We start from the raw sequence: 25,355 nt of genomic DNA on the forward strand, positions 1-25,355 counted from the left end.
TCAGTCGATCTCGATCACGACGGGTGCGTGGTCGGACGCGCCCTTGCCCTTGCGCTCGTCACGGTCGATCCACGCGTCCGTCACCCGAGCGGCCAGGGCGGGGGAGCACAGCTGGAAGTCGATGCGCATGCCCTCTTTCTTGGGGAAGCGCAGCTGTGTGTAGTCCCAGTAGGTGTAGACACCGGGGCCGGGATGGCGGGGCCGGACTACGTCCTGGTAGCCGGCGTCCTCGACAAACGCGTTGAACGCCGCGCGTTCCGGCTCGCTGACGTGCGTGTATCCGCCGTCCTTGAAGAGCTGGATGTCCCACACGTCCTCGTCCCGCGGGGCCACGTTCCAGTCGCCCACCAGGGCGATCTGCGCGTCCGGATCGTCCTGCACCCACTGCCTGGCGTGGCCCTCGAGCACCCGCAGCCACTCGAGCTTGTACGGCATGTGGGGATCCTCCAGCCCGCGCCCGTTGGGCACGTAGAGGGACCAGATCCGCACGCCGTCGCACGTGGCGGCGATCGCCCGGGCCTCCTGGGCGGGCTCCTGGCCGGGCTTGCCGAACGTGGGCTGGTCAGGGAAGGTTCGCTCCACGTCCTTGAGCCCCACGCGGGAGGCGATGGCGACGCCGTTCCACTGGTTCACGCCGAAGTGCGCCACCTCGTAGCCCGCGAACTCGAAGAGCTCCCACGGGAAGTTCTCGTCCTTGGCCTTGGTCTCCTGGATGGCCAGGACGTCCACGTCCGAACGGTCGAGCCACGCCTCGATGCGGTCGGCGCGGGCACGGATGGAGTTCACGTTCCACGTGGCGATTCTCATGCTCCCCACGGTAGCCACCCGCGCGGGCCCTGAGAAACCAGCCGTGCGACGTCGTCGTCGGGAGGGCCGCGCACCCTCGGATCCAGGACGACTCCCAGGCGGCGCCCCCGAAACCGTGGTGGCTGCGGGGTGAGCGGCACTACTGTGGCGTCATGAACGCAATGCGGGCGCTAGCCGAGATCAGGGAACGTCGGATCATCCTCAAGGCCGCGGGAGTGGGGGCGGCCTCGCTGCTCGGGGCGCAGGCCGTGGTGGTTGCGTCCCTCGTGGGCGTCGACTGGTGGAAGCAGCGCGGGCGCAAGCAGCGTGATGCTCCTCGCCCGGGCACGTACACCGCGCAGGTGCAGGACTCCGCAATGACCGTCTACACCTCCGGTGAGGACGTGTACGAGGACATGCTCGAGGCGATCGACGGTGCCGAGCGCTCGATCCACATGGAGACGTTCATCTGGAAGGGCGACGAGATCGGGCAGCGCTTCCTCGACGGCATGAACCGTGCGGCCGAGCGGGGCGTGAAGGTCTTCGTGATCTACGACGGGTTCGCGAACACCGTGGTGCCGCACTCGTTCTACCGGTTCTCCGAGAAGGTGGACGTCTTCCGCGTCCCCGCGGTGCGGCGTCCGTTCTGGAAGGGCCCCCTGCGCTTCTCGGGGCTGTGCCACTCGAAGATCCTGGTGGTGGACGACAACATCGGCTTCGTGGGCGGCTTCAACATCGGCTCGATGTACTCCCGGCACTGGCGCGACACCCACATCCGGGAGATCGGCCCGGCGGTGTGGGGACTGCGCAACGCCATCGCTGCCGTGTGGAACGAGCACCGCGCCCCGGAGCACGCGATCGAGTGGATCCCGCCCAAGAACTGGGATCCGGAGGTGCGCGTCTCGCCGAACCTCCCCATCCAGCTGGTGTATCCCATCCGCGGCATGTACTTGAGCGCGATCGAGCGGGCCAGGGACCACATCTGGATCAACACCCCGTACTTCGTGCCGGACCAGCAGATCCTGGACACGCTCCTGGCCGCCGCCCGCCGCGGTGTGGACGTGCGGATCATGGTGCCCAAGGACTCGAACCACATCGTGGCGGACTGGGTCTCCCGGGGCTTCTACGGCCAGCTGCTGGAGGCCGGGGTGACCATCCTGCTGTATGCGGCGTGCATGATCCACTCCAAGACCGCCACGATCGACGGCGAGTGGTCCACCGTGGGCACCGCCAACCTGGACCGGCTCTCCCTGTCCTTCAACTACGAGACCAACGTGGAGATCGTGGACAAGGACTTCGCCGCGGAGATGGAGAAGGTCTTCCTCTCGGACAGCACACACTGCGACGAGCTGACCTCGCCGGCGTGGCGTGACCGCCACCCCATGGCGCGGGTGGCCGAGGTGGTGCTCGCGCCGCTGCGGCCCCTGATGTGATCCGGGAGACCTGAGGGGACGACGCCGCCGCGTTCCGGCACCCACGCCGGTCGCCTCGTCGCCGGGGCCCGATCTGCGCCTCCACCCGGGCCTCCACCCGGAGCCAGGATCCGCCTGCTCGTCTCCGCACGACGCCGCCGCGCCCCACGAACGGGGCGCGGCGGCGTCGTCCTGCCCGGCTCAGACCTGCGAGAGGTGACCGCGCAGCGTGGTGGCGGTGTACTCGGTGCGGAACAGGCCGCGGCGCTGCAGCTCCGGGACCACGAGGTCCACGAAATCGGCGAGGGAGTCCGGCTGCACGGGCGGCATGAGGTTGAAGCCGTCCGCACCACCCTTCTCCAGCCACTCCTGCATCTGGTCGGCGATGCTCTGCGGCGTGCCCACCATGGTGCAGTGCCCGCCGCCGGCGGCCAGGCGCCCGAGCAGCTGCCGGACGGTGGGGTTCTCGGCCTCGACGATGCGCAGGATGGTGCCGTAGCGCCCCTGCGGACCGGTGAACTTCTCCAGGGGCGGCAGCGGGGGAACGGGCGCGTCCAGCTCCCGCTGGGAGCAGTCCTGCTCCACGAACGTGGAGAGCTGCGCGAGGGACTGCTCCACGGGCAGCAGCCGGTCCACGCGGTCCTGCTTGGCGAGGGCCTCCTCGTGGGTGCGGCCCACGTAGGTGACCAGCCCGGGCATCACGGCCACGGACTCCGGATCGCGGCCGGCCCGCGCGACCTCCGCCTTGACCGAGGAGTAGTACTCCTGGGCGGCCGGGAGGTCGTAGGCCACGGCGTAGATCCCCTCCGCGTAGTCCCCGGCCAGGGCCTTGCCGGGCCCGGACGCACCGGCCTGGAACAGCACCGGCTCGCCCTGCGGGGAGCGCGGGACCGTGAGGGGTCCGTCCACCAGGAAGTGGCGGCCCTCGTGGTCCAGGCGGTGCAGCTTGGAGGGGTCCGCCCACTGGCCCTCGGGGTCCGCGGTGACGGCGTCTTCGTCCCAGCTGGCCCACAGGGCGCGGGCCACCTGCACGAACTCGCGGGCGCGCTCGTAGCGCTCGTCCTTGGGCGGCATGGCCCGGTAGCCGTGGTTGCGGGCTTCCGCATCCCACATGGAGGTCACCACGTTCCAGCCCGCCCGGCCGCCCGAGATGTGGTCCAGGGATGCGAGCATCCGGGCCGCGTGGAACGGGGCGAAGAACGTGGAAGAGACCGTGCACACCAGGCCGATGCGCTCGGTGGCGCGCGCCATCGCGGACAGCGCCGTGAGCGGTTCCAGTGCCCAGACCGGACCGCCGGAGACGTCGCCCACGCTGTGGCCGTCCGCGAAGAACACGGCGTCGAACAGGCCACGCTCGGCGGTCTGCGCGAGTTCCTCGTAGTAGGTGATGTCCGTGAGGCGGTGCACCGAGGAGTTCGGGGCGCGCCACGCCGCCTGGTGGTGGCCGGCGCCGTAGAGGAACGCGTTGAGGTGGAGGCGGCGGGCCGGTGTCTTTGTTGTCGACGACGCCGCAGCGGCCGTCCCGAGCGTCGGCCCGGCTTCGGGGGTGGTTGCCGACGCCGCGCCCCCGGCAGGTGCCGTGCGCGCGGGACCGGGCTGGGCGGCGTCGTCGTGCGGGGAGGGGACGGCCATGTCAGTCCATCACCAGCCCGCCGTCGACCACCAGGTTCTGGCCGGTGACCCCGCGGGACCAGTCCGAGGCGAAGAACAGGGCGGTGTTCGCGAACTCCTCAGGGGTGGTCACGCGGCCCAGGGGGGTGCCGGCGGCGATGAAGTCGAAGACCTCGTCCGGGGTGGCGGCGCTCGCGTCCGTGGTGCGCAGCAGGCCACCGGAGATCATGTTCACGGTGATGCCCTGCGGGCCGAGGTCCTTGGCGGCGGTGCGGGTGAGCGCGAGCAGGGCGGCCTTCGCGGCGGTGTAGTCGTGGTAGGGGACCACCGGGTTCTGGAAGAGGTTGGTGCCGATGTTGATGATGCGCCCCTCACCGGCCTGGCCCATGCCCGGGGTGACCGCCTGCATCACGTTGAGGGCGCCCACCACGGCGCCGTGGAACTGCTGCGTGAGGTTCTCGGCGGTCAGGTGCTCCAGGGTGGGGCGGGCGTCCCCGTTGAAGCTGAAGTCCACCAGGGCGTTGTTCACGGCCACCGTGATCGGCGCGCCGAAGTGCTCCCGGGCCTGGGTGACCATGTCCCGCACCTGGTGGGCATCGGTCACGTCCGCCTGGACGGCGAGCGCCCTGTCCTCCCCGAGCTCACGGACCAGCGCCCGGGCGCGGTCCTCGCTCGCGTGGTAGTTCACGACGACGCGCGCACCCTCGCGCGCGAATGCCCGGCTGAGGTGCTCCCCGAGCCCACGGGCTCCGCCGGTGACCAGGACGATGGCGTTCTCGATCCGCATGCTCACTCCTGTGGCTCACGGCGAAGAAAGCGGTGCGCCACCTGCGCGGTGCGACCGTGACATCCCTTCGCCAGTACTAACTGGACAGGTTCGACGGGTGTCATCTCAGCCGCCTTGGCTTCACGCTCCGTGCGCCCGGTGGGGCTGGAGGGAAGGGTGGCGGCACCCCGTGTCACTGGTGGTCAGTGTAGTCAGGGAGGTTTGGCGAGGATCAAGTGAGCGGATTGACCGGGAAGGATGGGGTCGCAGGGAACCCTGATAGGAAAGTGGCGAGACCAAATAACCGGCAGCGCGCTCGGCGGAGGGGCACGGCAGCCAGAACGGAGACGGGCGAATGTCACACCGAACAGCCGCTTCGCGGGCAAGGAACGTTGGATGGGTGCTGTGGCTCGCAGCGGTACTCGCCTGGGTCGGAGGGCTTGTGGCGGAGCGACTCGTGTACTCCGGATCCCTGTCCTGCGAACTGGGCGACGGAAGCTCGATCTACGGTGAGCCGGAGTGGAGCTGGGTGCCACTGGGCCACACATGCACCTGGGAGAACGTGGGCGGCGTGACAGTCGTGGACGAGCCGTCCATGATGACTCTCGTACCGCTGCTGGTCCTGTTCCTGTGGGGAATCAGCCTGATGTTGGCTCGTGTTTCCAAGCCACAGCCGCACCGCAGTCCGGTATAACCGGTCCTGCCGGTGGCAGCTCGGTCAAGACAGGCCGTTGCTCGCGGGGCGGCGCGCCGCTCGACGGCGCTGTGCCGCGACTTCTGCACGCCGTTCTTGCACCGCCTTGGTGAAAAAGATGACGGCGAAAAGCAGTTCCAGGGTCATGAGCAGCCATGATTCCCGCGCTCCAATGAAAGTGATCAGGAAGAGGGCCACCATCGCGGACCCCTGGATCAGCAAGCCCACCGATTTCCGTTTCAGCATGCCCCCACCGTAGGCAGGTCACTGCCAGATCGTCTCGTGTCCCGGGTCGCAGCGACAGAGAAGCCGAGTGGGTTGCTGCGGGACCGCCTTTCTGAAAGCCGCCCCGGGTGCGCCACCCAAAAGCGCCCTGCTACTCTTGCTGGCTGGTGTGCCGGGAAGTCTGGTCGGCGGTAATGAGCGTGATGCCCGTCGACATTGGAGTAGTCCATGCCCCTGCACCACACGACCACCCCTGCCCACCGTGAGCCCGGATCCCCGGAGCCCGTGGTGCAGGAAGAGCCCTCCGGCTTCGTCTCGGAGCCCGGTTTCTTCAACCATCCTGAGCCCACGTGCGAGCCTGACCACCCCGCGGGCGGCGCCCTCTCCCGACTCCAGGACGTCCTGCGCCGCGAGACCGTGGCCGGCATCCTCCTGGTGGTCGCCGCCGTCATCGCCCTCGTCTGGGCCAACTCGCCCGCCGCCGACTCCTACTTCCAGCTGCGGGACCTCGAGGTCGGCTACGAGCCGTGGAACCTGAACCTCAGCCTCGGCACCTGGGCCGCGGACGGGCTGCTCGCCATCTTCTTCTTCCTCGTGGGCCTCGAGCTCAAGCGCGAGTTCGTCGCGGGTGACCTGCGGGACCTCGGGAAGGCGGCGGTGCCGATCGCGGCGGCCGTGGGCGGCGTCGTCGTCCCCGCGCTGATCTACGCGGCGGTCAACGCGACGAACCCCGAGACCCTGGGCGGCTGGGCGATCCCCACCGCCACCGATATCGCGTTTGCAGTGGCGGTGCTCGCGATCGTGGGCTCGCACCTGCCCAGCGCGCTCCGCCTCTTCCTGCTCACGCTTGCCGTGGTGGACGACCTGCTGGCCATCACGATCATCGCGGTCTTCTACACCGACGAGGTGCACGTGCTCCCGCTGCTCCTCGCGCTCGTCCCGCTGGCCGTGTTCGGGCTCCTGGCGCACCGCTTCCCCCGCTTCTTCGCGCACCGCACGTGGGCCGCCTGGGCGATCCTGGTGCCGCTGGCCGTGATCACGTGGGCCCTGGTCCACGAGGCGGGGATCCACGCCACGGTCGCGGGCGTGCTGCTCGGTTTCGCCGTCCCCGTCCTCGCGGGGAAGGCCTCCGGGGAGCCCGTGGAGCTCGCCGAGCACCTGGAGCACCGCGTCCGGCCCCTGTCCGCCGGGTTCGCGGTGCCGGTCTTCGCGTTCTTCTCCGCGGGCGTCGCGGTGGGCGGCTGGGACGGATTGACGACGGCGCTCGCCGCCCCCGTCACGCTCGGCACCATCGCGGGCCTCGTCCTGGGCAAGCCGCTGGGCATCATTGCCGCCACGTGGCTCACCACCGTGCTCACCGGGCGGAAGCTGGATCCGTCCTACCGGTGGATCGACCTGGTGGGGATCGCGCTGCTGGCCGGCATCGGGTTCACGGTGTCTCTGCTGATCTCGGAGCTCAGCTTCGACCCGTCCGCGGCCGCCGGTGACCAGGCCAAGGTGGCCGTGCTGACCGCCTCGGTCCTGGCGGCCGTGCTGGCCGGCGGTGTGCTGGCGGTCCGCAACCGCCGCTACCGCAGCGCGTCACCCCGGGTGTTCGGGAACGACGCCGCAGAGGCGTAGGGACCGGGGGCTTCCGTCCCCTGCGGTGGTCGTTGCGGAGGGCATGTGCCGGGCGCTTCCCGGGGCCGAAACTGTGTCAGTCGCGAGGTCGGATCGCGTGGAACGGAGCCGTGCCATGGCACTCCACGACGCGCTGAGGGCCCGCATCACCGGGGCCCCCAGTGAGTGACGCCGCCGGGCACAACCCGCTCGGCGTCGTCGGCGCTGAACGGGAGCGGGCTCAGCCCTCCCGCCACCACGCATCCGCCGGGGTCACTGGCACGGTGCGCTTGTGGCGGGAGCGCAGGAAGATCTGCTCCAGCTTCTCCGCGACCTCCACGTGGACGTCCTTGCCCTCGAGGTAGTCGTCGATGTCCTCGTACGTGAGGCCCAGCTCGTCCTCGTCCGTGCGGCCGGGGTTGTCGTTGAGCAGGTCCGCGGTGGGGACCTTCCCGACCAGCTGCTCCGAGGCTCCCAGGTACTCCAGCAGCTGCCGGTTCTGCCGCTTGTTCAGCCCGGCCAGCGGCAGGAGGTCCGCGCCGCCGTCCCCGAACTTGGTGAAGAACCCGGTGATGGACTCCGCCGCGTGGTCCGTGCCGATCACCAGCAGGTTGTGGTCCCCGCCCACCGCGTACTGCGCGGTCATGCGCACGCGGGCCTTGGTGTTGCCGCGTGTGAAGTCGCTGAGCTGCTCACCGGTGGCGGCGGCGTAGGCGGCCTCGAACCCGTCGACGGCCGGCGCGACGTCATACGTGACCACCCGGTCCGGCTCGATGAAGGCGAGGGCGGCCTGGGCGTCGTCCTCGTCCTGCTGGGTGCGGTACGGCAGGCGCATGGCCACGAACTCCGCAGGGATCTCGTCCTCGCGCAGCTTCTCCACGGCCAGCTGCGCGAGCCGACCCGCGAGCGTGGAGTCCACGCCGCCGCTGATGCCCAGCACGAAGCCCCTGGTGTGCGTCGCCTGGAGGTAGTCGCACAGGAAGTCGACGCGCCGCGCTGCCTCCGTCTCCGGGTCGATCCGCGGGGCCACCCCGAGTTCGGCGATGATCTGTGCCTGAAATTCACGCATGCCGCCATGCTAGCGACCGCGTGTTTCCGGCACGTCACGTCCCACTCCCCCCCCCCCCGCAGATGACGACGACGCCGCACGTGCGCCTGCTCCGACGCGCGCCAGGCACGGGGCGGTGTGAGGCGGGGCACGGCGGGGTCGTGAGATGCTGGTCACATGACTGAGAACACCTACGACACCATCCTGGTCCGCCGCGAGGGACGCGTGGGCGTGATTGCGCTGAACCGCCCCAAGGCGCTGAACGCGCTGAACGAGCAGACCATGACCGAGCTCGTGGCGGCCGCCACCGACCTGGACCGCGATCCGGAGATCGGCGCGATCGTCCTCACCGGCTCCGAGAAGGCGTTCGCCGCGGGTGCTGACATCAAGGAGATGGGCTCCAAGACCGGTTCGGACATGTACCGCGAGGACTTCTTCTCCGCGTGGGACACCTTCGCCCGGCTGCGCACGCCGAAGATCGCGGCGGTCGCGGGCTACGCCCTGGGCGGTGGCTGCGAGGCGGCCATGATGTGCGACATGATCATCGCCGCGGACACCGCCAAGTTCGGGCAGCCGGAGATCACCCTGGGCGTCATCCCCGGTATGGGCGGCACGCAGCGGCTCACCCGTGCGGTGGGCAAGGCCAAGGCGATGGACCTCATTCTCACCGGCCGCCAGATGGACGCCGAGGAGGCGGAACGCTCCGGACTCGTCTCCCGAGTGGTCCCCGCCGACTCCCTCATGGACACCGCGCTCGAGGTCGCCACGACGATCGCCGGCATGTCCAAGCCGGTGGCACAGCACGCCGTGGAGACGGTGAACACCGCGTACGAGACCACCCTGGCCGCCGGCCTGCAGTACGAGCGCCGCGTGTTCCACGGGCTGTTCTCCACTGCGGACCAGAAGGAGGGCATGGCGGCCTTCACGGAGAAGCGGAAGCCGAACTTCTCCCACGAGTGAGCACCAGAGGTGCACCGCGCGGGGTGGTGCACCACCCGGTGACACTCATCGACGGCGCCGTTCCGGGGGAGGCCCGGGAGCGGCGCCGTCGTGCTGCCCGGCGGCGGTCGCAACAACGGAGCAGATGCAGAAATTGAGCGGTTCTGGTGCGTTTGCTCCGTTCTTGCGCGGGGGTGGAGGCGAGATGTGGGCGGTTTTCCGGGGGCGTGCACCAACGGAGCAAACGTCGACATCCGGGCCGTTGCGTGCACTTGCTCCGCCAGTCAGCATCGGAAGGGCGCCAGGCCGACTCCGTGAGCCCGTGACCACGGACTGTCCCCGCATCTGCGGTCCTCTTCGTACCTATGACCCGCAGCTGCGGATAGGGTGTGTCCATGACCTTCCTCCGCGTGGCCCGGGCGGCCACCTTCCTGGGCGTCAGCGACGACACCGTGCGGCGGTGGATCGAGCAGGGCGCGCTCACCGGGCACAAGAACTCTGCGGGGCACACCGTGGTGGACGGGGCGCAGCTCGCGCAGCTTGCCCGCCGCAATGCCGTGAGCCCCGAGGACCCCGCGAAGGTGGGCAGCTCGGCCCGGAACAGGCTGGTGGGGCTGGTGACCGCGGTGAAGTCCGACCCCGTGATGTCCCAGGTGGAGCTGCAGTGCGGTCCGCACCGGATCGTGTCCCTCATGAGCACGGAGGCGGTGGAGGACCTCGGGCTCGAACCGGGATCCGTGGCCACTGCCGTGGTGAAGTCCACCGCAGTGATCGTGGAGACGGAGGGGCGCAAGTGATGGCGCGCGCAGAGCGGAAGACACCGGGCACCGCGGGTAAACGCCGACTCACGGCCCTCGTGGCCGCTGCGGGTCTGGGTGCCCTGGTGCTCACCGGCTGCGGTGGGCAGAGCGGGGCAGGTGACGCATCGGCGTCGTCCTCGAAGGCCGGGGGCGGGGACAAGACCCTGCGGGTGTCCGCGGCGGCGTCCCTGACCCAGTCCTTCGACCAGTTGTCCGACGAGTTCGAGAAGGACCACCCCGGCGTGCACGTGGACGTGAACTACGGCGGATCCTCGGGGCTCGTGCAGCAGCTCACCGAGGGCGCACCCGCGGACGTGTTCGCCTCCGCGGACCAGAAGAACATGAAGAAGCTCACGGACGCGGACCTCGCCCAGGGGGAGCCGAAGATCTTCGCGACCAACGTGCTGACCCTCGTGGTGCCCAAGGACAACCCGGCGGGGATCACGAGCGTCCAGGACGTGCTGGATAAGAAGGTCAAGCTCGTCACGTGCGCGCCCGAGGTGCCGTGCGGCGCCGCCACGCAGAAGGTGGAGAAGGCCAACGGTGTGGAGCTCAAGCCCGTGAGCCAGGAGAACGCCGTGACGGACGTGCTCGGCAAGGTCACCAGCGGCCAGGCGGACGCCGGGATCGTGTACGTCACGGATGCCAAGGCTGCCGGGGACAAGGTCACCACTATCGAGATCCCCAAGACGGACGAGGCGATCAACAAGTACCCGATCGTGGCACTGAACAAGTCCGAGCAGCCGGAGCTCGCCGCGCAGTTCGTGGACCTGGTCACGGGTGAGCGCGGGCAGAAGGTGCTGAAGGACGCGGGCTTCGGCACCCCGTGACGCGCGGCTTCTCCGCCACCCCGCGGTGGGTGCTGCTCCCGGCGGGCGTGGGTGCCCTGCTCATCCTGCTGCCCCTGGTGGGGATGCTGCTGCGCATCGACTGGGCGCACCTGGGGGAGCTGCTCACGAGTGAGTCCTCGCTCGCCGCGCTGTGGCTGAGCCTGCGCACGGCGGTGGTCTCCACCGTGCTGTCCGTGGTCCTGGGTTGCCCGCTGGCCCTGGTGCTGGCGCGGTCCACGGCCCGGGGCCTCACCGTGTTCCGGTCGCTGGTGCTGCTTCCGCTCGTGCTGCCCCCGGTGGTGGGCGGCATCGCGCTGCTCTACACGTTCGGGCGCATGGGATTCCTGGGGCGTCCCCTGGGCGCACTGGGGGTGGACATCGCGTTCTCCACCACGGCGGTGGTGCTCGCGCAGACCTTCGTGGCACTTCCGTTCCTTGTGGTCTCACTGGAGGGCGCACTGCGCACCACGGGCACCCGCTACGAGCAGATCGCCGCTGGCCTGGGCGCCTCGCCCACGCGCACGCTCTTCCGCGTGACGCTGCCCGTCACCCTGCCCGCCGTGCTCTCCGGCGCCGCGCTGTCCTTCGCGCGCTGCCTGGGCGAGTTCGGCGCCACCCTCACGTTCGCGGGCAGTCTGGAAGGTGTCACCCGCACGCTCCCGCTGGAGATCTACCTGCAGCGCGAGACCGACCCCGACGCGGCCGTGGCCCTCTCACTGCTGCTCGTCCTGGTCGCGCTGCTGGTCGTGAGCCTCAGCGCCCCCGCACGACGACGCCGCGGCGCCGGCTTCCGCGCGAACCTCACCCGGTGGTTCGGGCGGGATGGCGCCGGTGCGCCGAACGGTAAGACCGATCCTGAGCCGCGCGCAGACGCCGCTGCAGCGGCCTCCGCCGAGGGGGTCCCTGCCGCGCCGGCCACGGTCGCAGCTGGCAGTCCGGCGCAGGGGTCCCACAACACCATCGGGCTGCGCGTGGACGTGCTTCACGAGCAACGGCATGCAGCTGCCGAGTTCACCGTGGAACCGGGCGCCACCGTGGCGCTGCTCGGGCCCAACGGGGTGGGGAAGTCCACGGTGCTCGGCGTGATCGCCGGAATGGTGGCACCGGACGGCGGTGCGGTCCACGTGGGGGAGCGGTGTGTGGTGCGGGCAGGCACCGGAAGCCGGCCCGTGTGGGTCCCGGCGCACCGCCGCGGGGTGGCCCTCATGGCGCAGGAGCCCCTCCTGTTCCCCCACCTGAGCGTGCTGGACAACGTGGCGTTCGGGCCGCGGGCGAGCGGGGAAGGGAGGGCGGAAGGGCGGCGTCGTGCGCGGGCGTGGCTGCGGGAGGTGGATGCAGAGGAGTTCGCGCAGCGGCACCCGGACGAGCTCTCGGGAGGCCAGGCGCAGCGCGTGGCGATCGCACGCGTGCTGGCCGCGGACCCGCGCGTGATTTTGCTGGACGAGCCCATGAGCGCACTGGACGTGGCCGCCCGCCCGCGGATGCGCGAGGTGCTGAAACGCGTGCTGGCCGGGCGCACCGCGGTGGTGGTCACGCATGACGACGCGGACGTCGCCGAGCTCGCGGACCGGGTGGTGCGGATGGATCGGGTCATCCGTGGTGGGAATGGCCGGTCGCACCAGGCTGAGACGACGTAATTTCACCATGACCGGCCCGCCTGTTCCACAGGTCAGGGCCGGTCCTCGTACGTACGGAGGACATCGATGTCCGCTGTGCCGGACAAGCCCTGGCCGTCAGCCCTGCGAGGGCTGATCTCCCCTTGCGATCACCCGCGGGGGTGCCGGGGCCCCTACTTCACTTCGCGGGTGAGCACCCGCCAGATGCCGATCAGCAGCGGCACCCCGATCCACAGCAGCGAGGACGTTCCCAGCTGACCCCACTCCGTGGCGGTGAGGTCCACTCCCTCCATGAGCGGGGCGGAGGCCGCGGTGATGCTCACCCACGCGCCGAGATCATGCAGCGCGGGCACCATCAGGGCAGCTGCCGAGTGCAGGATGGGCAGGACGAAGTACGCGACGATCGCCAGGGGCACGGACAGCAGCGCCAGCCCGAACGCCACACCCTGCAGGAGGGCGAGCATCTGGCTGAGCCACTGGCCCGCCAGCTGACCGGGAGCGAGGTCGATGTTCACCGGGCTGCCGGAGAGACCGGCGGAGATCAGGTGAGCGGTCAGCGCCAGGACCCACGCGGCCGCGAGGGCGATCGTCCCCAGGACGAGTGCCGCGAGGAGCTTGGCGAGCACCACACGGAGCCGGCGGGGTTCCTGCGTGAACGTGATCAGGGCGGTGCGCTGACTCCACTCGTTGCACGCCGTGATGATCCCCAGCACGGGCAGCAGCAGCCCCTGCGGCGTCAACGTCACGACGAACAGCCCGGGGAGGTCGGCGCCCTGCTCGCGGGTCAGCCAGGTGGCGAGCCCCAGCGCGAGGGCGGTGAGCACGCCGATGGCGATCAGCAGACCGCGCCCGGCGCGCGTGTCCACCTGTTTGCGCAGCTCGACGCGCAGCAGGGTGAGGAACGAGAGCCCGCGGCCCGTCGGTTCGGCGTGGCCCCACGGGGCCGTGGTGGTGGTTGCGGTGCTCATGCGGTGGGCTCCTCTCGGGCGGACAATCCCTGGGCGGGTGACGGCTGCGCGGGCGGTGTGGTGGCGGACGACGCCGCCGCGCCGGGTGCGGGCGTTCCGCGCCCCTGCTCGTCGCGGGCGGTGTCCGCGGTGAGCTGCAGGAACATGTCCTCCAGCCGGGTGCCGTCCGCGGGGCGCAGCAGGGTGAGGGGCACACCGGCGTCGAGCGCCACGCGACCCACGCGGGCGGCGTCGGCCTCGATCTCGGCGGCACCGTCCGCGCGTCCCGAGAAGGCGATGCCCGCGGCGCTGAGCGCGGTGGCGAAGGCCGGGCGGTCCTCGGCGTCGGCCACGCAGCCGGGGCGCGTGGTGAGCAGGTCCGCCATGCTGCCCTGGGCGACGATCCGGCCGTGGCCGATCATCACGAGGTCGTCCGCGACCTGCTCCACCTCGTGCAGCAGGTGCGAACTCAGCAGCACGGTGCCGCCCTGGTCCGCGAAGTCCCGGAGCAGGCCACGCATCCAGCGGATGCCGGCGGGGTCCAGGCCGTTGGCGGGTTCGTCGAGCACGAGCACCTGGGGTTTCCCCATCAGTGCGCCCGCGAGCCCGAGGCGCTGGCGCATGCCCAGGGAGTAGTTCTTCACGCGGCGGCGTGCCTCGGAGGGCTCCAGCCCCACGAGGTCCAGCATCTCGTCCACCCGTGCCTTACCCGCACCCGTGATGGTGGCGGCGAGCTGCAGCACCTCGCGGCCGGTGCGCCCGGGGTGCTGCGCGGCGGCGTCGAGCATCACGCCCACGTGCCGGCTGGGGTTGGGCAGCTCGGCGTAGCGGCGGCCGAGCACGAGCGCCTCGCCCGAGCTGGCCGGCGTGAGACCGGTGAGCATCCGCAGTGCCGTGGACTTCCCGGCGCCGTTGGGCCCAAGGAAACCGGTGACCCGGCCGGGCTGTGCCACGAACGAGATGTCGTGCACCGCGGTGAATCCGCCGTAGCGCTTGGTGAGGTGCTCGATGCGAATCATGCTCTCCATCCTGACGGCCGAACGGGGTGGGACGGCGGAGGTGGGGGATGAGGGCGAGTCTCGTAGAACGGTGCGTCAGGAGAGGAGTGTCGACGAACTCACGCAGACAGGGTTCTCAGGCACGCTCGGAGGGTGAGCGGACGACCCGCCTTCACCGAGGCAGACGTGGTTCGTCGACATGCACCTCCCACAGGTGCAGGTCGATGGTGACCTCTGGGCCCACCGCGTCTTGCACCCTCTCCGCGAGTCGTTCGCCCTCGCAGCGGCTGGCCTCCCGCTGCTCCGGCGTGGGCCAGCCCCTCTCGTGGTCGAAGTGCTGCTTGAAGTTCCGGGTCCACGCCAGGACGTCTCGGGTCAGTTCCGGCGGGAGGGGGAAGTTCTCCTGGTCCAGGAGACCTTCCTCTCCCCAGAACGGCCAGCTGCAGCCGTATTCGTTGAACATGCGAACGGTCGTCGGCGTGGACACGGGGTCGTTCCTCTTGGGGGGACGGCTGGTCCCACGATCTTCGCCCGCCTCGAGGTGTTCGACAAGGGGTGGAGACTGCGCCGGTCGGCGGCGTGATTGCAGAACGAGCCCCCGCCGTCCGGCGCCCGCCTCCGGGTCGGTAGCATGAGTCGGGCCGGTGACCGTCCGGCGTCAACATCGAGAGAGGACAACCCATGGCCTTCGTCTGCAGCGCCACCTGGACTGCGAAGCCCGGAGAGGAGGACACCGTGCGTGACGCGCTCTCCCACCTCTCCCCGGCCGCTCGCCAGGAGCCCGGGAACCTCTACTACCAGGCGTACCAGAGCCCGGAGGAGCCTGCCGTGTTCCGCATCTTCGAGGTGTACACGGACAAGGATGCGTTCACGGCCCATGTGAGCTCCGAGCACTTCGACCAGTGGGGAACAAGCCAGGCGATCCCCGCCCTGGCGGAGCGTGCGCACAAGACCTACGAGACGCTCGACTTCTGACCGCCACACGTGACCAACCACGAGGAGACAATGCCGCCGCGCCCGGATCCTGCCCCGGCTGAACGAGGGCCCGCGTGGGCCCTTGTCCTCAGCGAGGTCTTCCAGGCGCCGCTCGTGCTGGCCGCGCTGCTGGTGGTCCTGCCGTGGACCGTGCACAGGAGCCTCGGGGCACTGCTGTGGGGCGTGATGGCGGCGCTGGCGGTCTGCGGGGTCTCACTCGCCACGGTCACTGTGCTGGCGCGCCGGGGTGTGCTCACCGACCACCACGTGAGCGTCAAGGAGCACCGCCGCCCAGTGATGGTCGGAACGTTCCTGCTGGTGGCGGCGTTCCTCGCCGTGACTCTCGCGTTCCACGGGCCCGTGGAGATCACGGGCCTGCTCACCGCCACGCTCGCCGCGAGCGCGGTGGTAGCCCTGGTGAGCCCGTGGTGGAAGATCTCGGTGCACGGCATGATGATGGGCGGCACCGCGGTGATCCTGCCCGTCGCGTGGGGGCCGTGGGGCCTGCTCTTCATCCCCGTGGCGGTGGCCGTCTGCGTGAGCCGCCGCATCCTGGGCGCGCACACGTGGCCGCAGCTGGTGGCGGGTTCCGCCTACGGGGTGGTGTTCCTGGGCGGGATCTACGCGCTCGTCGCGGGGTGATCCTACGGCGCCGTTCCGGAGTACGACGCCGCCGCACCCCACCTGGACGGACCGCCCCAGATCACGGCTCTGCCGTGCTCGCGCGAGGAGCTCAACGCTGGAACTCAGGCGGCGCCGTCGGCACCCTTCTTGGCCGCGAGAACAGGGGTAACAGCCGCGGCCAGAATTGCTACCGACGGTATGACCCCGAGCCACGGAACCAGACTCGCGGGGCCCAGGAAGATCAAGGCCAGACACACCAGGTCGAGAACCAGGATCACAAGGCACGCGCTTCTGACCACGGGGAGGGCTGCGGCATGACCGGCGCGCCATGCGGCGTCACTGCGCTTCGTGGCCCTGGTGCGGATGCCCACGGCGCCGTTGCGCCCCATCTCCCCGCTGGCTCCCATGCGGGTGACCATGAAGAGGATCCCGAACACCACCACGGACATGACGATGCCAATGAGGGCTCCCCCGCTGGACTCGTCCATGGGAGGGAGGATATCCCAGCGAACTCGTGGCGGTCACCCACGACTGGGGATGCCGGTGATGTAAACCCTCCAGGGGCCACCTGGAGATTGCCGGGGCGATAAATTCGACCCATGACGACCTCACTTGCCCTCCGGCCTCTGAGCGCGACCGATGCCCCTGAGATGGCGTTGGTCCTGGCCGATCCCGCGCTGTACCGGTACACGGGCGGCGAACCTCCGAGCGTTGAGGGCCTGGAGGGGCAGTACGCGGTGCAGACCCGTGGCCGATCTTCAGACGGGACCGAGCTGTGGCTCAACCGCATCGTGGTGGTGGGACCGGGGGAACAGGCGGTGGGCTACGTGCAGGCCACCGTTCCGCTGGACGGCTCACCTGCGGAGATCGCCTGGGTCATCGGGGTCCCGTGGCAGGGGCGCGGATACGCGCGCCGAGCGGCGGCACTCCTGGTGGGGGAGCTGCGCGATCACGGCGTCGAGGGGATCGTGGCGCACATCCACCCGGACCATGCGGCCTCTCAACGGGTGGCGCGTGGTCTGGGAATGGCGCCCACTGGTCTTGCGGTGGAGGGCGAGGTCAGGTGGGTGGGGGCCACTGCCGAGGTAGCCGGAGCGAGCGGCGTCGTCAGCCCAGTGCCACCAGGAGCCCGGCCGCGATGAGGCCGCCCACCACAACCCACCCGGTGACGAGCAGGGTGGTGCGGATCCCGAAGTGGCGGGCGACCATCACGATGGACGGAATGCTCAGCCCGGGCAGCGTGATGAGCAGGACCCCGGCCACGCCGTAGCCGGCGCCTGCGGCGGTGAGACCCACGACCACGGGGATCTCGCCGCCCGTGGGGATCACCAGTGCCGCACCGATCACGCCCACCAGGAGCAGTGCGAGCGGCCCGGCGTGCTGGCTCAGGGCCGCGAAGTCCGAGAGCCATCCGGAGAAGAACCCGACGAGCACCACCAGGAGCACGTACTCCGGGACCAGGACCATCAGGTAGAGGCCAAGTGCCCTGCCGAAGCGGGAGAGCATCTCGCCCCACGTCCGCGGGTCGGAGGGCAGGGTCTCGGGGGTCTCGACCTGCACGGTGGAGAAGCGTCGGCTCACGAGCACGGCCGCAATCAGGACCACCACGATGCCCACGACCACGCGCGTGGTTACGAACGGCCAGGACATGGTGAGTCCCAGAAATACCAGCACTGCAGGATTGAGCAGCGGATTGGCCAGCCAGTACGCCACGGTGGCCCCCGCCGGCGCCCCGGAACGCCGCAGGCCGATGGCCACGGGGGCGGTGCAGCACGTGCACATCATGCTGGGCAGAGCGAGCAGCGCTCCCGAGATGCCCTGTCCCCAGGACGTTCTGCGGCTCAGCGCCCGCAGCAGCCAGCGGCGCGGCACCAGGGACTCCAGTGCGGCGGCCACCAGAAGGGCGACGAGCGCGGCCTTCCACACGGCCTTGAGGTAGACCACCGTGAAGTCGAACGCGCCCTGCAAGGACAGAGTGGAACCGGCCGCGCCGAAGATCGCCTCGCCGCCCCACACGCCGGTCTCGGCCAGCTTGTGGCCCTTGAGGTCGTACGGGAGCCACTTGGCCCACAGCAGCCCGGCCACCAGGATCACCAGAGTGAGGGCGAGTCCTGCCCAGCCCATGCGTTTCGCACGGGCGGGGGTGGCGGCCTCGGGGGGATCGAGGGGCGTGATGGTGGTGCTCACCGGGGAGCCTTTCGGGGCGGGGACTGGGCGCGATGTCGTCACCGGAGGCGACGCCGCCGGCTCAGCCTACGCCCGAGGCTCGCTTCCGCGCGGGCGGCCTCCTACAAGGGTGCGGGCGGGCTCACTCCCAGCTGGCAGTGTCGGGGTCAATTCCGTGGAGCCGTGCGCTCTCGTCGATGGCCTCTCGAAGCCACATCGCGAGGCCGGGGTGCAGCGCATCGTAGTGGGCAGCGAACGCCGGGTCTGACTCGTATACCCGCCCCAAGCAGACCTGCATCTGTCGTGTGAGGGGAAAGTACCGGCTGAACAGCTTGCGGTGCCGTTCCACGAGGTCGTTTGCCCGGGCGTCTCCAGGGACTGCGCCGTCATCTACGGCCCGAACGAGGTCGCCGTCGAGCTCCTCCGTTTCTCGGGTGAGTTCCGACCACCCCTCCGGCGCCCGTACGGCCGCCCGTTCGGCGTACTGCCGCCACTGCGCCGTGTGGCCCCAGCGAGCCCTGGCCTGTGCGGGCCAGTCGGGGTTCCACCCCTCGCCCAGCACCTCTTCCTGACGCTCAGGGCCCACGAGCGGCCCGCGTTCGTGCGCCTCGATCATGTTCCGCAGGCTGCCCTGCAGCTGCTGCAACCGGTGGATATGTTCCTCTGTCTGGGCGCTCTGCTCGTGCAGGGTGGCCACGGCGTCCATGTCGGGATCGTCGAGCAGGCCGCATATGGCGTTGAGCCCCAGGCCGAGCTCGCGGTAGAGCACCACCCGCTCCAACCTGTCGAGGTCCGCCTGCGTGTAGAGCCGGTACCCTGAGGCGGACCGCGCGGAGGGCTGGGCAAGACCCTCCGCGTCCCAGTGGTGCAGCGTCCGGACGGTCACGCCGAGGCGCTGCGCAGCCTGGCCCACTGTCAGCTGGTCATCCGTCATGCGGCTCATTGTGGTCTGCCTCGGAGCCCGGGGCGGTGATTCCCACGGCCCGGAGGTTCGCCGCTTCCTGGGTTGTGGGGTCATATGGCTTCGCCGCAGTGAAGACCACCCGAACCCGTTCGGGGGTCACGACCTCCACCTCGCGACTGTTCCAGGGCGTGTCCCGCGGACCGGTCACGGCGACGTCATCGAACCGTCTGCATGCCGTTACGAGCGGCTCGATCTGGTGCAACACGCACGAGAAGTTCACGACGGCGGGAGAGGCGGCTTCGCCCGCACGGGCGCCGGGAACCAGGAGCACGTCCTGGAACGCCCACCTCCGCAGATGAACCAGTTGTCCGGGGATCTCGAAAAGCGTGAAGAAGCCCAGCGCGTTGGTCCAGAATCTCACGGAGGCGGGCAGATCAGCGGTGCAAACGGTGGTGAACGCCGGCATGCCGTAGATGCCGTGGTAGTCCTCGGGCGGGGTGGCGTCCCAGGCGGGCGTGGGAACGGGGCTGAGGTCGAATGCGTCGAAGGGAGTGCTCATAACGGAGACTGTTCTTCCTCACGTCGCGTGAGGGTCAAGCGGGGAGCGATCTACACGGAACTGAGAAGGCCACCGTCTGGCTCATCGTCGGGGAAAATTCCTCGCAGCTCCTCCATGAAGCCCGTGGGGGTCAGACCGTCCCAGTAGGCGCTGCCACGTTGCGGTTCGACGGCCGGATCGAAGGGGAGGATCTCGAGCGACACGGGCCCGCGGTCCACGGCCACGATCTCGCAGCGGTACTCACGCCGCGCGGTGCCGTCCGAGACCACGACGTGCCCGTACCCCTCCTGCAGGTGCGCCGAGACGACCCGAAGGCCCGGGTGCAGGTCGTCGAGCACTGCAGGAGTCAGCGACAGGTCGTAGAGGAACCCCGCCCAGTTGCACCGCAGGTTCTCCGGGAACTCGCCGTACTCCAGTGCCACCCGTCCGTCCTCCGCCACGGTGATCCCCACGATGTTCTCCCCGGCGGCGACATCGCACGCCCGGTGGTAGAAGTTGTGGGTCTTTCCCATGGATGATTCTCCGTACTACGAGTGGGGGGGGCGGGGCGGAACGGTCGAGTCTTGGGCTCGTTGAGAAGTGCCTCACCGATGGGGCCTCACGATCCCTGAAGGAGTGTCCCATGAACCATCAATACCTCTCGTCGGTCCGACCTCTGTCGAGTCGGGACGTCGAGGCTCTCCGTGCGGCCACCCTGGGCAACGTGAACTGGCGCGGAGAACGCTTCTCGCGCGAGGAGGTTCTTGCCGATCCCGCAGTCGCCCACTACACGGTGTTCGAACCTGAGCGCGGAGACTTCGGCTTCATCATGGTGGACCCTTCGGGCGTCGTCGGCGTGGCCTGGGCGCAGTTCCTGGGCGTGGACAACCCCGGGTACGGGTTCGTTGCCGCTGACGTTCCGGAAGCCAGTCTGTGGGTGGCTCCCGAATGCCGGGGTGCCGGGCAGGGGCGTCGTCTGCTTCGAATGCTTCTCGTGGAGAGCGCCGCGCGCGGGCACGACCGCGTCAGCCTCTCCGTGGAGGACGGCAACCGCGCGAGAGACCTCTATGAGTCCGAAGGGTTCTCAGCGGTCCCCGAACGAGAGCATGACGGGGTCATGGTGTGGAAGGCGGGGTGATACGGACCGGTCGCTCCGCAGGAGCACTGCAGGAAGTCACCAGCAGCGACCTCGAAGGTCGACACTGCCCGGGGGCCAGGTGTCCACATCGCGCGTTCCAGTGCACACCATCACCGGGGCGCCTGTTTCTTCGACCGTTTGGCTGGAACCGTTGCGGGAACGGAATCGCTCGGTGACCTCAATGCGCTTGTACCCGCACGACTCGTAGAACGGGACTACCTCTTCTCGACAACCGAGGTATCCGTAATCGGCTGGTGCAATGGATCGGGCGGTGTGCTGCGCGGCAGCGAGCAGCCGCGCACCACAGCCTTGGCCCCGATGCGAGGGGGAGACCAGCACTCCGCCTGTTCCCGCAACCAGCACTTCGCGGTCACCCACGAAAATCATCCGCCGCTGGGTGCCCACGTGACCCACGACCCTCCCGCCCTCCACTTCCATGACGTGCAGCTCGGCGGGGGCGTAGCCGTAGGGTGCGTCAGGGTTCCACGGCCCCTCGTCGGTTCCGTACTCCGCATCGAAGAGCTGCCCCAGCTGGTCGGTCTGCTCAGTTGTCAGCTCCCGGTGCCACACCGAGCTGATGTCAGCCACCAGGCTCACTCACCCCGCAGCGACGGGAAGTCCGTGTCCGCATACTCCACGGAGTCGCCGGAACCGGCCCCGCCTGACGACTCGTCCGCTCCACCCGACGCCGCACCGGCGTCCCCCAGCGTGTCCGGGTGCAGCAACGCCTCCCGGCGGCGCAGCTCCACCCGGCGGATCTTGCCGGAGATGGTCTTGGGCAGGTCGAAGAACTCGAGGCGCCGGATTCGCTTGTACGGCGCGAGGTTCACGCGGCAGTGATGCAGGATGCTCTCCGCGGTCTCGGCGGTGGGCTCGTGACCCGCGGCGAGCACCACGTACGCCTTGGGAACGGCCAGGCGGATGGGATCCGGCGAAGGCACCACTGCCACCTCCACGACCGCGGGGTGTTCGATCACCACGGATTCCAGTTCGAAGGGAGAGAGCCGGTAGTCGGAAGCTTTGAAGACGTCGTCCGCGCGGCCCACGTAGGTGAAGACCCCGTTCTCGTCCCGCGAGACCACGTCCCCGGTGTGGTAGACGCCTTCCCGGAACGCCTCATCGGTCTTCGCGGCGTCCCCGTGGTAGCCGGGTGTCAGGCTCACGGGACGCGGGTCCAGACGCAAGCACAGTTCGCCCTCGGCCTCGCTCACCTCACCGGTCGTGGTGTCGATCAGCACGGTCTCGTACCCAGGTAGCGCACGGCCCATGGCCCCGGGCTTCACGGGGATCCCGGGGGTGTTGGCGATCTGCAGTGAGGACTCGGTCTGACCGTACCCGTCACGGATCTCGGTGCCCCACGCGGCCTTGACCCGCGCGATGATCTCCGGATTCAGTGGTTCACCCGCGGACACCGTCTTGCGCGGCGGGTTCTTCAGATGGGTCAGGTCCGACTGGATGAGCATGCGCCACACGGTGGGCGGTGCGCAGAAGGACGTCACGCCCTCGCGGTCCATCTGGTCCATGAGTGCCACGGCGTCGAAGCGCGAGTAGTTGTAGAGGAACACGGTGGCACCCGCGATGAACGGTGCGTAGAAGTTGGACCACGCGTGCTTGCCCCACCCCGGCGACGCCACGTTCAGGTGCACGTCCCCGGGTTCCAGCCCGATCCAGTACATCGTGGACAAATGCCCCACGGGGTACGTGACGTTGGTGTGCTCCACGAGTTTCGGCAGGGACGTGGTCCCGGAGGTGAAGTACAACAGCAGCGGGTCATCCGCGGGCGAGGGCTCGGCCACCTCGAACTCCTCGGGACCCGCGGAGGAGTCCCGGTAGTCGATCACGGGGTGCTCCCCGATCTTCCGCGGGCTCGGTTCTTCACCCTCGCCCGACGACGCCGCAGTCCCGGCTTCCGGCGCTCCCGCAGCGTCGTCGTCGGCAGCAGCGGGCGACGACGCGGCGTCGTCGTGCCCAGCGGAGGATGCGAAGACCGACGGTGCGGAACGGGGACGGTGATCGGGCTGATCGGGAACCTCGATGATCGTGAAGTCCCCGGGGACGTCCTCGAACTTCAGGGCGTTCGTGTGGGACGTGACCACCCAGGCCGCCCGGCCGCGCTCCACGCGGTCCTGCAGATCGGCGGGCCCGAGCATCACGGTCGTGGGGATCATGGGTGCGCCCAGTTTGGTGCACGCAAGCATGGTTTCCCACAACTCCACCTGGTTGCCGAGCATGAGGATGACCCGGTCACCGCGGCGCACGCCCCGCGAGCGCAACCACGTGGCCAGCTGCGACGAGCGCCGGGACAGCTGCGCGTACGTGCGGCGGGTCTCGGTGCCGTCCTCCTCCACGATCACGAGGGCCTCGCGGTCCGCTTCCTCGCCGTTGCCCAGGACGTCGAACCAGTCCAGGGCGAAGTTGAAATACTCGAACCGGGGCCACTCGAACTCGCGGTGTGCGGCGTCCAGGTCGGTGCGTAGGCGCAGCAGCTGGTCCCGTGCGGCACGGAACCGCTGCGTGACGGAGTGTTCTGAGGCGGTGGTCTCGCTCATGGGATCCTCGCTGCGACGTGTGCGGATCCCCGGCCCGTCCACGGGAGGGCGGCCCGGCGCGCCTGTGGTGCTCGCGCCTCGAACCGGGGGTGGCTGGTTCCTCAAATTTACTGCACCGCACCGGGGCGTCGTCGCTGGTCGCGCGCTGACCGGGGCTTGCCGGCTCATGGGGCCCGTCGACCTGCGCGCACCGGAGCCGTACGATCGGGCGGAGAAAGCGACGAACGGCGTTATCAACAGCGTGCTGGACCGCCCACGAGGCGGGGAACGGAGCGGACATGGACATCAGGGACTCGACGGCGGTCGTCACGGGTGCGGCCTCCGGGCTGGGGGCGGCCACGGCCGCGGAACTCGTGGCGCGTGGGGCGCGCGTGATCGGCCTGGATCTGCCGCAGGTCGTGCACGCCGCCGCGCCGGTCGATGGCGTGCAGTACGTGTCCGCGGACGTCACCGACAAGGAGCAGGCGCGGGCCGCCGTGGCCACCGCCGCGGACGTGGCGCCGTTGCGCACCGTGGTCAACTGCGCGGGCATCGGGACCTCCGCGCGCGTGGTGGGCAAGAACGGCGTACACGACCTCGCGTTGTTCGAGCGCGTGGTGCGGATCAACCTGGTGGGCACGTTCACGGTCCTCGCGCTCGCCGCGGAGGTCATGACCGCGCAGGACCCCGTGGACGAGGCCGGTCAACGCGGCGTCATCATCAACACCGCCTCCGTGGCTGCCTTCGAGGGACAGATCGGCCAGGCCGCGTACGCCGCGTCCAAGGGCGGTGTGCATTCGATGACGATCGCCGCGGCGCGTGACCTGTCCTCCCGCGGGGTGCGCGTGATGACGATCGCCCCCGGGATCGTGGACACCCCCATGCTCGGTCGGGTGAGCGAGGATTTTCGCAGCGCCCTGGCGGAGTCCGTCCCCTTCCCGCACCGCCTGGCCCGCCCGGACGAGTACGCCCAGCTCGCGGGGATGATCGTGGAGCACGACTACCTCAACGGGGAGACCATCCGCATGGACGGCGCCCTGCGCATGGCGCCGCGCTGATCCTCGCTGCCGCGCGCCTGTCCCGTCCCGGCCACGCAGCCACGGGCGACGACACCGCACGGCCCCGCACATGACGATGCCTCGTCACGGTCCACCCGTGACGAGGCATCGTCGTGATGTGGTCAGAGCTCCGTGGCCCCGGCCTGCGCGAAAGGCCCCGGGAGTCGCCCCGCTGAGGTCGAGACGCCCCCGGGGCGTTCCGCGGATCAGTCGACCGTGAGCACGATCTTGCCCACGGCGTGGCCCTCCTGGCTGGCGGTGAATGCGTCCGGCAGCTGTGAGAGCGGGAAGGTGCGGTCCACGCGGACGGTGAGCTTGCCGTCGTCGGCCAGGCGAGCGAGCTCGGTGAGCTGCTCTGCGTCCGGAGAGACCCACATGTAGCTCCCGCCGTGCTCCTCCACCCCGGGGTCCGCGATGGAGGCGTGCTGGCCGCCGTCCGCGAGCACGGCGACGGAGTCCTCCACCACGCCGCCCACGAAGTCCACGACGATGTCCACACCGTTCGGGGCAAGCTCCTTGACGCGCTCCACGAGACCGTCCCCGTACTCCACGGGCTCCGCGCCGAGCTCACGCACGTAGTCGTGGTTCTTGGTCGATGCGGTGCCGATCACCCGCGCGCCGAACGCCTTGGCGATCTGCACGCCCATGCTCCCCACACCACCGGAGGCCGCATGGATCAGCACGGTCTTGCCCTCCGCGAGACCCAGTCGGGTGAGCACCTGGTACGCGGTGAGTCCGGCGAGCGGCAGCCCTCCGGCCTGTTCCCAGGAAAGACTCTTCGGTTTGGGGGCGAGTGCGCGCACGGGGACCGAGACGTACTGGGCAAACGTACCGCCGTGGATCCAGTCCTTGCGGGCGTAGGCGATCACCTCATCGCCCTCGGAGACGCTGGGGGTGTCGAAGCCCTTGCCCACGACGACGCCCGCGACGTCCCAGCCGGGGGCCGCCGGGAACTGGACGGTCATTATGGGATCCAGCCCGCCGGACATGACCTTCCAGTCCACCGGGTTGATGCCCGCGGCCTTCACCTTCACCAGGACCTCGCCGGGGCCCACCTTGGGCATGGGCTGGTCGGTGAGCTCCAGTACGGAGGTGTCGCCGTACTGCTGATATGTCTGCGCCTTCATTGTGGTCATGCCTGTCTCAACGGCCC

The 25,355-nt window shown here is 69.7% G+C and carries 27 protein-coding genes and 1 riboswitch; of the genes, 11 read left to right on the top strand and 16 right to left on the bottom strand.

Features of this window, described 5'->3' with window-relative positions; genetic code table 11:
• Nucleotides 1-807 (bottom strand): exodeoxyribonuclease III, encoded by an 807-nt coding sequence (locus B3G12_RS08430; protein WP_055086002.1) that lies wholly within the window; start codon nucleotides 805-807, stop codon nucleotides 1-3.
• A gap of 152 nt (nucleotides 808-959) precedes the next feature.
• Here B3G12_RS08430 and B3G12_RS08435 point away from each other — a divergent pair, with 152 nt between their 5' ends.
• On the top strand, nucleotides 960-2,219 hold the full coding sequence (locus tag B3G12_RS08435) for a phospholipase D-like domain-containing protein (RefSeq protein ID WP_290499893.1): 1,260 nt from the start codon (nucleotides 960-962) through the stop codon (nucleotides 2,217-2,219).
• Between the two features lie 180 nt (nucleotides 2,220-2,399).
• Here B3G12_RS08435 and B3G12_RS08440 read toward each other — a convergent pair whose 3' ends face one another.
• The 3 genes from B3G12_RS08440 to B3G12_RS08450 form a co-directional block, all read right to left on the bottom strand.
• On the bottom strand, nucleotides 2,400-3,830 hold the full coding sequence (locus B3G12_RS08440; protein ID WP_290499894.1) for an LLM class flavin-dependent oxidoreductase: 1,431 nt from the start codon (nucleotides 3,828-3,830) through the stop codon (nucleotides 2,400-2,402).
• Between the two features lies 1 nt (nucleotide 3,831).
• On the bottom strand, nucleotides 3,832-4,596 hold the full coding sequence (locus tag B3G12_RS08445; RefSeq protein ID WP_290499895.1) for a 3-oxoacyl-ACP reductase: 765 nt from the start codon (nucleotides 4,594-4,596) through the stop codon (nucleotides 3,832-3,834).
• A gap of 45 nt (nucleotides 4,597-4,641) precedes the next feature.
• Nucleotides 4,642-4,776, bottom strand: a riboswitch (TPP riboswitch).
• A gap of 517 nt (nucleotides 4,777-5,293) precedes the next feature.
• Nucleotides 5,294-5,515: a hypothetical protein gene (locus tag B3G12_RS08450; protein WP_290499896.1), complete on the bottom strand. Its 222-nt coding sequence runs from the start codon at nucleotides 5,513-5,515 to the stop codon at nucleotides 5,294-5,296.
• A 207-nt stretch (nucleotides 5,516-5,722) separates the two neighbouring features.
• Here B3G12_RS08450 and nhaA point away from each other — a divergent pair, with 207 nt between their 5' ends.
• Entirely contained in the window at nucleotides 5,723-7,114 is a 1,392-nt protein-coding gene (gene nhaA, locus B3G12_RS08455; RefSeq protein ID WP_290499897.1) for a Na+/H+ antiporter NhaA, read from the top strand.
• Between the two features lie 220 nt (nucleotides 7,115-7,334).
• On the opposite strand, the gene nadE is transcribed toward nhaA, so the two are convergent.
• The gene (gene nadE, locus B3G12_RS08460) at nucleotides 7,335-8,162 is read right to left on the bottom strand and encodes an ammonia-dependent NAD(+) synthetase (RefSeq protein ID WP_290499898.1); all 828 of its coding nucleotides are present in this window, start codon (nucleotides 8,160-8,162) and stop codon (nucleotides 7,335-7,337) included.
• A gap of 156 nt (nucleotides 8,163-8,318) precedes the next feature.
• Between nadE and B3G12_RS08465 the strand changes: the two genes are divergently transcribed.
• The 4 genes from B3G12_RS08465 to B3G12_RS08480 all read left to right on the top strand — a co-directional run bounded on the left by B3G12_RS08465 (nucleotide 8,319) and on the right by B3G12_RS08480 (nucleotide 12,347).
• Entirely contained in the window at nucleotides 8,319-9,101 is a 783-nt protein-coding gene (locus tag B3G12_RS08465; protein ID WP_144941316.1) for an enoyl-CoA hydratase, read from the top strand.
• 374 nt (nucleotides 9,102-9,475) lie between these two features.
• A complete protein-coding gene (locus B3G12_RS08470; RefSeq protein WP_144941314.1) occupies nucleotides 9,476-9,877 on the top strand; it encodes a TOBE domain-containing protein in 402 nt (133 codons plus the stop codon).
• Nucleotides 9,877-10,710, top strand: a complete 834-nt coding sequence (gene modA / locus B3G12_RS08475; RefSeq protein ID WP_290499899.1) for a molybdate ABC transporter substrate-binding protein — start codon at nucleotides 9,877-9,879, stop codon at nucleotides 10,708-10,710. Before B3G12_RS08470 ends, modA begins: the two co-directional genes overlap by 1 nt.
• Nucleotides 10,707-12,347, top strand: coding sequence for an ABC transporter permease (locus B3G12_RS08480; RefSeq protein ID WP_144941309.1), 1,641 nt, complete (start codon nucleotides 10,707-10,709; stop codon nucleotides 12,345-12,347). The genes modA and B3G12_RS08480 overlap by 4 nt, the downstream gene beginning before the upstream one ends.
• A gap of 152 nt (nucleotides 12,348-12,499) precedes the next feature.
• On the opposite strand, the gene B3G12_RS08485 is transcribed toward B3G12_RS08480, so the two are convergent.
• The 3 genes from B3G12_RS08485 to B3G12_RS08495 form a co-directional block, all read right to left on the bottom strand.
• The gene (locus B3G12_RS08485) at nucleotides 12,500-13,294 is read right to left on the bottom strand and encodes a hypothetical protein (RefSeq protein WP_144941307.1); all 795 of its coding nucleotides are present in this window, start codon (nucleotides 13,292-13,294) and stop codon (nucleotides 12,500-12,502) included.
• Nucleotides 13,291-14,292 (bottom strand): ABC transporter ATP-binding protein, encoded by a 1,002-nt coding sequence (locus B3G12_RS08490; RefSeq protein WP_144941305.1) that lies wholly within the window; start codon nucleotides 14,290-14,292, stop codon nucleotides 13,291-13,293. Before B3G12_RS08490 ends, B3G12_RS08485 begins: the two co-directional genes overlap by 4 nt.
• A 151-nt stretch (nucleotides 14,293-14,443) precedes the next feature.
• Complete coding sequence (locus B3G12_RS08495; protein WP_144941626.1) at nucleotides 14,444-14,734, bottom strand: hypothetical protein; 291 nt, start codon at nucleotides 14,732-14,734, stop codon at nucleotides 14,444-14,446.
• Nucleotides 14,735-14,952: 218 nt separating this feature from the next.
• Between B3G12_RS08495 and B3G12_RS08500 the strand changes: the two genes are divergently transcribed.
• Both B3G12_RS08500 and B3G12_RS08505 read left to right on the top strand, forming a co-directional pair.
• On the top strand, nucleotides 14,953-15,246 hold the full coding sequence (locus tag B3G12_RS08500; protein WP_144941302.1) for a putative quinol monooxygenase: 294 nt from the start codon (nucleotides 14,953-14,955) through the stop codon (nucleotides 15,244-15,246).
• Between the two features lie 9 nt (nucleotides 15,247-15,255).
• Complete coding sequence (locus B3G12_RS08505; RefSeq protein ID WP_144941300.1) at nucleotides 15,256-15,888, top strand: hypothetical protein; 633 nt, start codon at nucleotides 15,256-15,258, stop codon at nucleotides 15,886-15,888.
• 104 nt (nucleotides 15,889-15,992) lie between these two features.
• Here the strand turns inward: B3G12_RS08505 and B3G12_RS08510 are convergent, their stop codons facing one another.
• Nucleotides 15,993-16,358 carry an SdpI family protein gene (locus B3G12_RS08510; RefSeq protein ID WP_290499900.1) on the bottom strand — a complete coding sequence of 122 codons (366 nt, stop codon included), beginning with the start codon at nucleotides 16,356-16,358 and terminating at the stop codon, nucleotides 15,993-15,995.
• Between the two features lie 111 nt (nucleotides 16,359-16,469).
• On the opposite strand from B3G12_RS08510, the gene B3G12_RS08515 reads away from it, so the two are divergent.
• Nucleotides 16,470-17,012 (top strand): GNAT family N-acetyltransferase, encoded by a 543-nt coding sequence (locus B3G12_RS08515; protein ID WP_145011898.1) that lies wholly within the window; start codon nucleotides 16,470-16,472, stop codon nucleotides 17,010-17,012.
• Here B3G12_RS08515 and B3G12_RS08520 read toward each other — a convergent pair.
• The 4 genes from B3G12_RS08520 to B3G12_RS08535 all read right to left on the bottom strand — a co-directional run bounded on the left by B3G12_RS08520 (nucleotide 16,978) and on the right by B3G12_RS08535 (nucleotide 20,011).
• Nucleotides 16,978-18,057 carry a permease gene (locus tag B3G12_RS08520; RefSeq protein WP_244944898.1) on the bottom strand — a complete coding sequence of 360 codons (1,080 nt, stop codon included), beginning with the start codon at nucleotides 18,055-18,057 and terminating at the stop codon, nucleotides 16,978-16,980. The genes B3G12_RS08515 and B3G12_RS08520 overlap by 35 nt on opposite strands.
• Nucleotides 18,058-18,178: 121 nt before the next feature.
• Nucleotides 18,179-18,970, bottom strand: coding sequence for a MerR family transcriptional regulator (locus B3G12_RS08525; RefSeq protein WP_290499901.1), 792 nt, complete (start codon nucleotides 18,968-18,970; stop codon nucleotides 18,179-18,181).
• Nucleotides 18,960-19,499 carry a VOC family protein gene (locus B3G12_RS08530; RefSeq protein ID WP_144941292.1) on the bottom strand — a complete coding sequence of 180 codons (540 nt, stop codon included), beginning with the start codon at nucleotides 19,497-19,499 and terminating at the stop codon, nucleotides 18,960-18,962. The genes B3G12_RS08525 and B3G12_RS08530 overlap by 11 nt, the downstream gene beginning before the upstream one ends.
• 50 nt (nucleotides 19,500-19,549) lie before the next feature.
• Nucleotides 19,550-20,011 (bottom strand): hypothetical protein, encoded by a 462-nt coding sequence (locus B3G12_RS08535; RefSeq protein ID WP_144941290.1) that lies wholly within the window; start codon nucleotides 20,009-20,011, stop codon nucleotides 19,550-19,552.
• Nucleotides 20,012-20,121: 110 nt separating this feature from the next.
• Between B3G12_RS08535 and B3G12_RS08540 the strand changes: the two genes are divergently transcribed.
• On the top strand, nucleotides 20,122-20,616 hold the full coding sequence (locus B3G12_RS08540; protein WP_144941288.1) for a GNAT family N-acetyltransferase: 495 nt from the start codon (nucleotides 20,122-20,124) through the stop codon (nucleotides 20,614-20,616).
• A 36-nt stretch (nucleotides 20,617-20,652) separates the two neighbouring features.
• Here B3G12_RS08540 and B3G12_RS08545 read toward each other — a convergent pair whose 3' ends face one another.
• The gene (locus tag B3G12_RS08545; protein ID WP_244944899.1) at nucleotides 20,653-21,204 is read right to left on the bottom strand and encodes a GNAT family N-acetyltransferase; all 552 of its coding nucleotides are present in this window, start codon (nucleotides 21,202-21,204) and stop codon (nucleotides 20,653-20,655) included.
• A 5-nt stretch (nucleotides 21,205-21,209) separates the two neighbouring features.
• Nucleotides 21,210-23,165 carry an AMP-binding protein gene (locus tag B3G12_RS08550; RefSeq protein ID WP_290499902.1) on the bottom strand — a complete coding sequence of 652 codons (1,956 nt, stop codon included), beginning with the start codon at nucleotides 23,163-23,165 and terminating at the stop codon, nucleotides 21,210-21,212.
• Between the two features lie 278 nt (nucleotides 23,166-23,443).
• On the opposite strand from B3G12_RS08550, the gene B3G12_RS08555 reads away from it, so the two are divergent.
• Nucleotides 23,444-24,202 (top strand): SDR family NAD(P)-dependent oxidoreductase, encoded by a 759-nt coding sequence (locus tag B3G12_RS08555; RefSeq protein WP_144941282.1) that lies wholly within the window; start codon nucleotides 23,444-23,446, stop codon nucleotides 24,200-24,202.
• A 206-nt stretch (nucleotides 24,203-24,408) separates the two neighbouring features.
• On the opposite strand, the gene B3G12_RS08560 is transcribed toward B3G12_RS08555, so the two are convergent.
• A complete protein-coding gene (locus B3G12_RS08560) occupies nucleotides 24,409-25,329 on the bottom strand; it encodes an NADP-dependent oxidoreductase (protein WP_186367259.1) in 921 nt (306 codons plus the stop codon).
• Nucleotides 25,330-25,355 lie beyond the last annotated feature (26 nt).

Origin of the sequence: Kocuria sp. UBA5001, assembly GCF_002398425.1 — a bacterium.
GTDB classification, from domain to species: domain Bacteria; phylum Actinomycetota; class Actinomycetes; order Actinomycetales; family Micrococcaceae; genus Kocuria; species Kocuria salsicia.

Coding starts and splice junctions, on each gene's coding strand:
- B3G12_RS08430 (WP_055086002.1), bottom strand. CDS start 807: ATGAGAATCGCCACGTGGAACGTGAACTCCATCCGTGCCCGCGCCGAC.
- B3G12_RS08435 (WP_290499893.1), top strand. CDS start 960: ATGAACGCAATGCGGGCGCTAGCCGAGATCAGGGAACGTCGGATCATC.
- B3G12_RS08440 (WP_290499894.1), bottom strand. CDS start 3,830: ATGGCCGTCCCCTCCCCGCACGACGACGCCGCCCAGCCCGGTCCCGCG.
- B3G12_RS08445 (WP_290499895.1), bottom strand. CDS start 4,596: ATGCGGATCGAGAACGCCATCGTCCTGGTCACCGGCGGAGCCCGTGGG.
- B3G12_RS08450 (WP_290499896.1), bottom strand. CDS start 5,515: ATGCTGAAACGGAAATCGGTGGGCTTGCTGATCCAGGGGTCCGCGATG.
- nhaA (WP_290499897.1), top strand. CDS start 5,723: ATGCCCCTGCACCACACGACCACCCCTGCCCACCGTGAGCCCGGATCC.
- nadE (WP_290499898.1), bottom strand. CDS start 8,162: ATGCGTGAATTTCAGGCACAGATCATCGCCGAACTCGGGGTGGCCCCG.
- B3G12_RS08465 (WP_144941316.1), top strand. CDS start 8,319: ATGACTGAGAACACCTACGACACCATCCTGGTCCGCCGCGAGGGACGC.
- B3G12_RS08470 (WP_144941314.1), top strand. CDS start 9,476: ATGACCTTCCTCCGCGTGGCCCGGGCGGCCACCTTCCTGGGCGTCAGC.
- modA (WP_290499899.1), top strand. CDS start 9,877: ATGGCGCGCGCAGAGCGGAAGACACCGGGCACCGCGGGTAAACGCCGA.
- B3G12_RS08485 (WP_144941307.1), bottom strand. CDS start 13,294: ATGAGCACCGCAACCACCACCACGGCCCCGTGGGGCCACGCCGAACCG.
- B3G12_RS08490 (WP_144941305.1), bottom strand. CDS start 14,292: ATGATTCGCATCGAGCACCTCACCAAGCGCTACGGCGGATTCACCGCG.
- B3G12_RS08495 (WP_144941626.1), bottom strand. CDS start 14,734: ATGTTCAACGAATACGGCTGCAGCTGGCCGTTCTGGGGAGAGGAAGGT.
- B3G12_RS08500 (WP_144941302.1), top strand. CDS start 14,953: ATGGCCTTCGTCTGCAGCGCCACCTGGACTGCGAAGCCCGGAGAGGAG.
- B3G12_RS08510 (WP_290499900.1), bottom strand. CDS start 16,358: ATGGACGAGTCCAGCGGGGGAGCCCTCATTGGCATCGTCATGTCCGTG.
- B3G12_RS08515 (WP_145011898.1), top strand. CDS start 16,470: ATGACGACCTCACTTGCCCTCCGGCCTCTGAGCGCGACCGATGCCCCT.
- B3G12_RS08525 (WP_290499901.1), bottom strand. CDS start 18,970: ATGACGGATGACCAGCTGACAGTGGGCCAGGCTGCGCAGCGCCTCGGC.
- B3G12_RS08530 (WP_144941292.1), bottom strand. CDS start 19,499: ATGAGCACTCCCTTCGACGCATTCGACCTCAGCCCCGTTCCCACGCCC.
- B3G12_RS08535 (WP_144941290.1), bottom strand. CDS start 20,011: ATGGGAAAGACCCACAACTTCTACCACCGGGCGTGCGATGTCGCCGCC.
- B3G12_RS08540 (WP_144941288.1), top strand. CDS start 20,122: ATGAACCATCAATACCTCTCGTCGGTCCGACCTCTGTCGAGTCGGGAC.
- B3G12_RS08550 (WP_290499902.1), bottom strand. CDS start 23,165: ATGAGCGAGACCACCGCCTCAGAACACTCCGTCACGCAGCGGTTCCGT.
- B3G12_RS08555 (WP_144941282.1), top strand. CDS start 23,444: ATGGACATCAGGGACTCGACGGCGGTCGTCACGGGTGCGGCCTCCGGG.
- B3G12_RS08560 (WP_186367259.1), bottom strand. CDS start 25,329: ATGAAGGCGCAGACATATCAGCAGTACGGCGACACCTCCGTACTGGAG.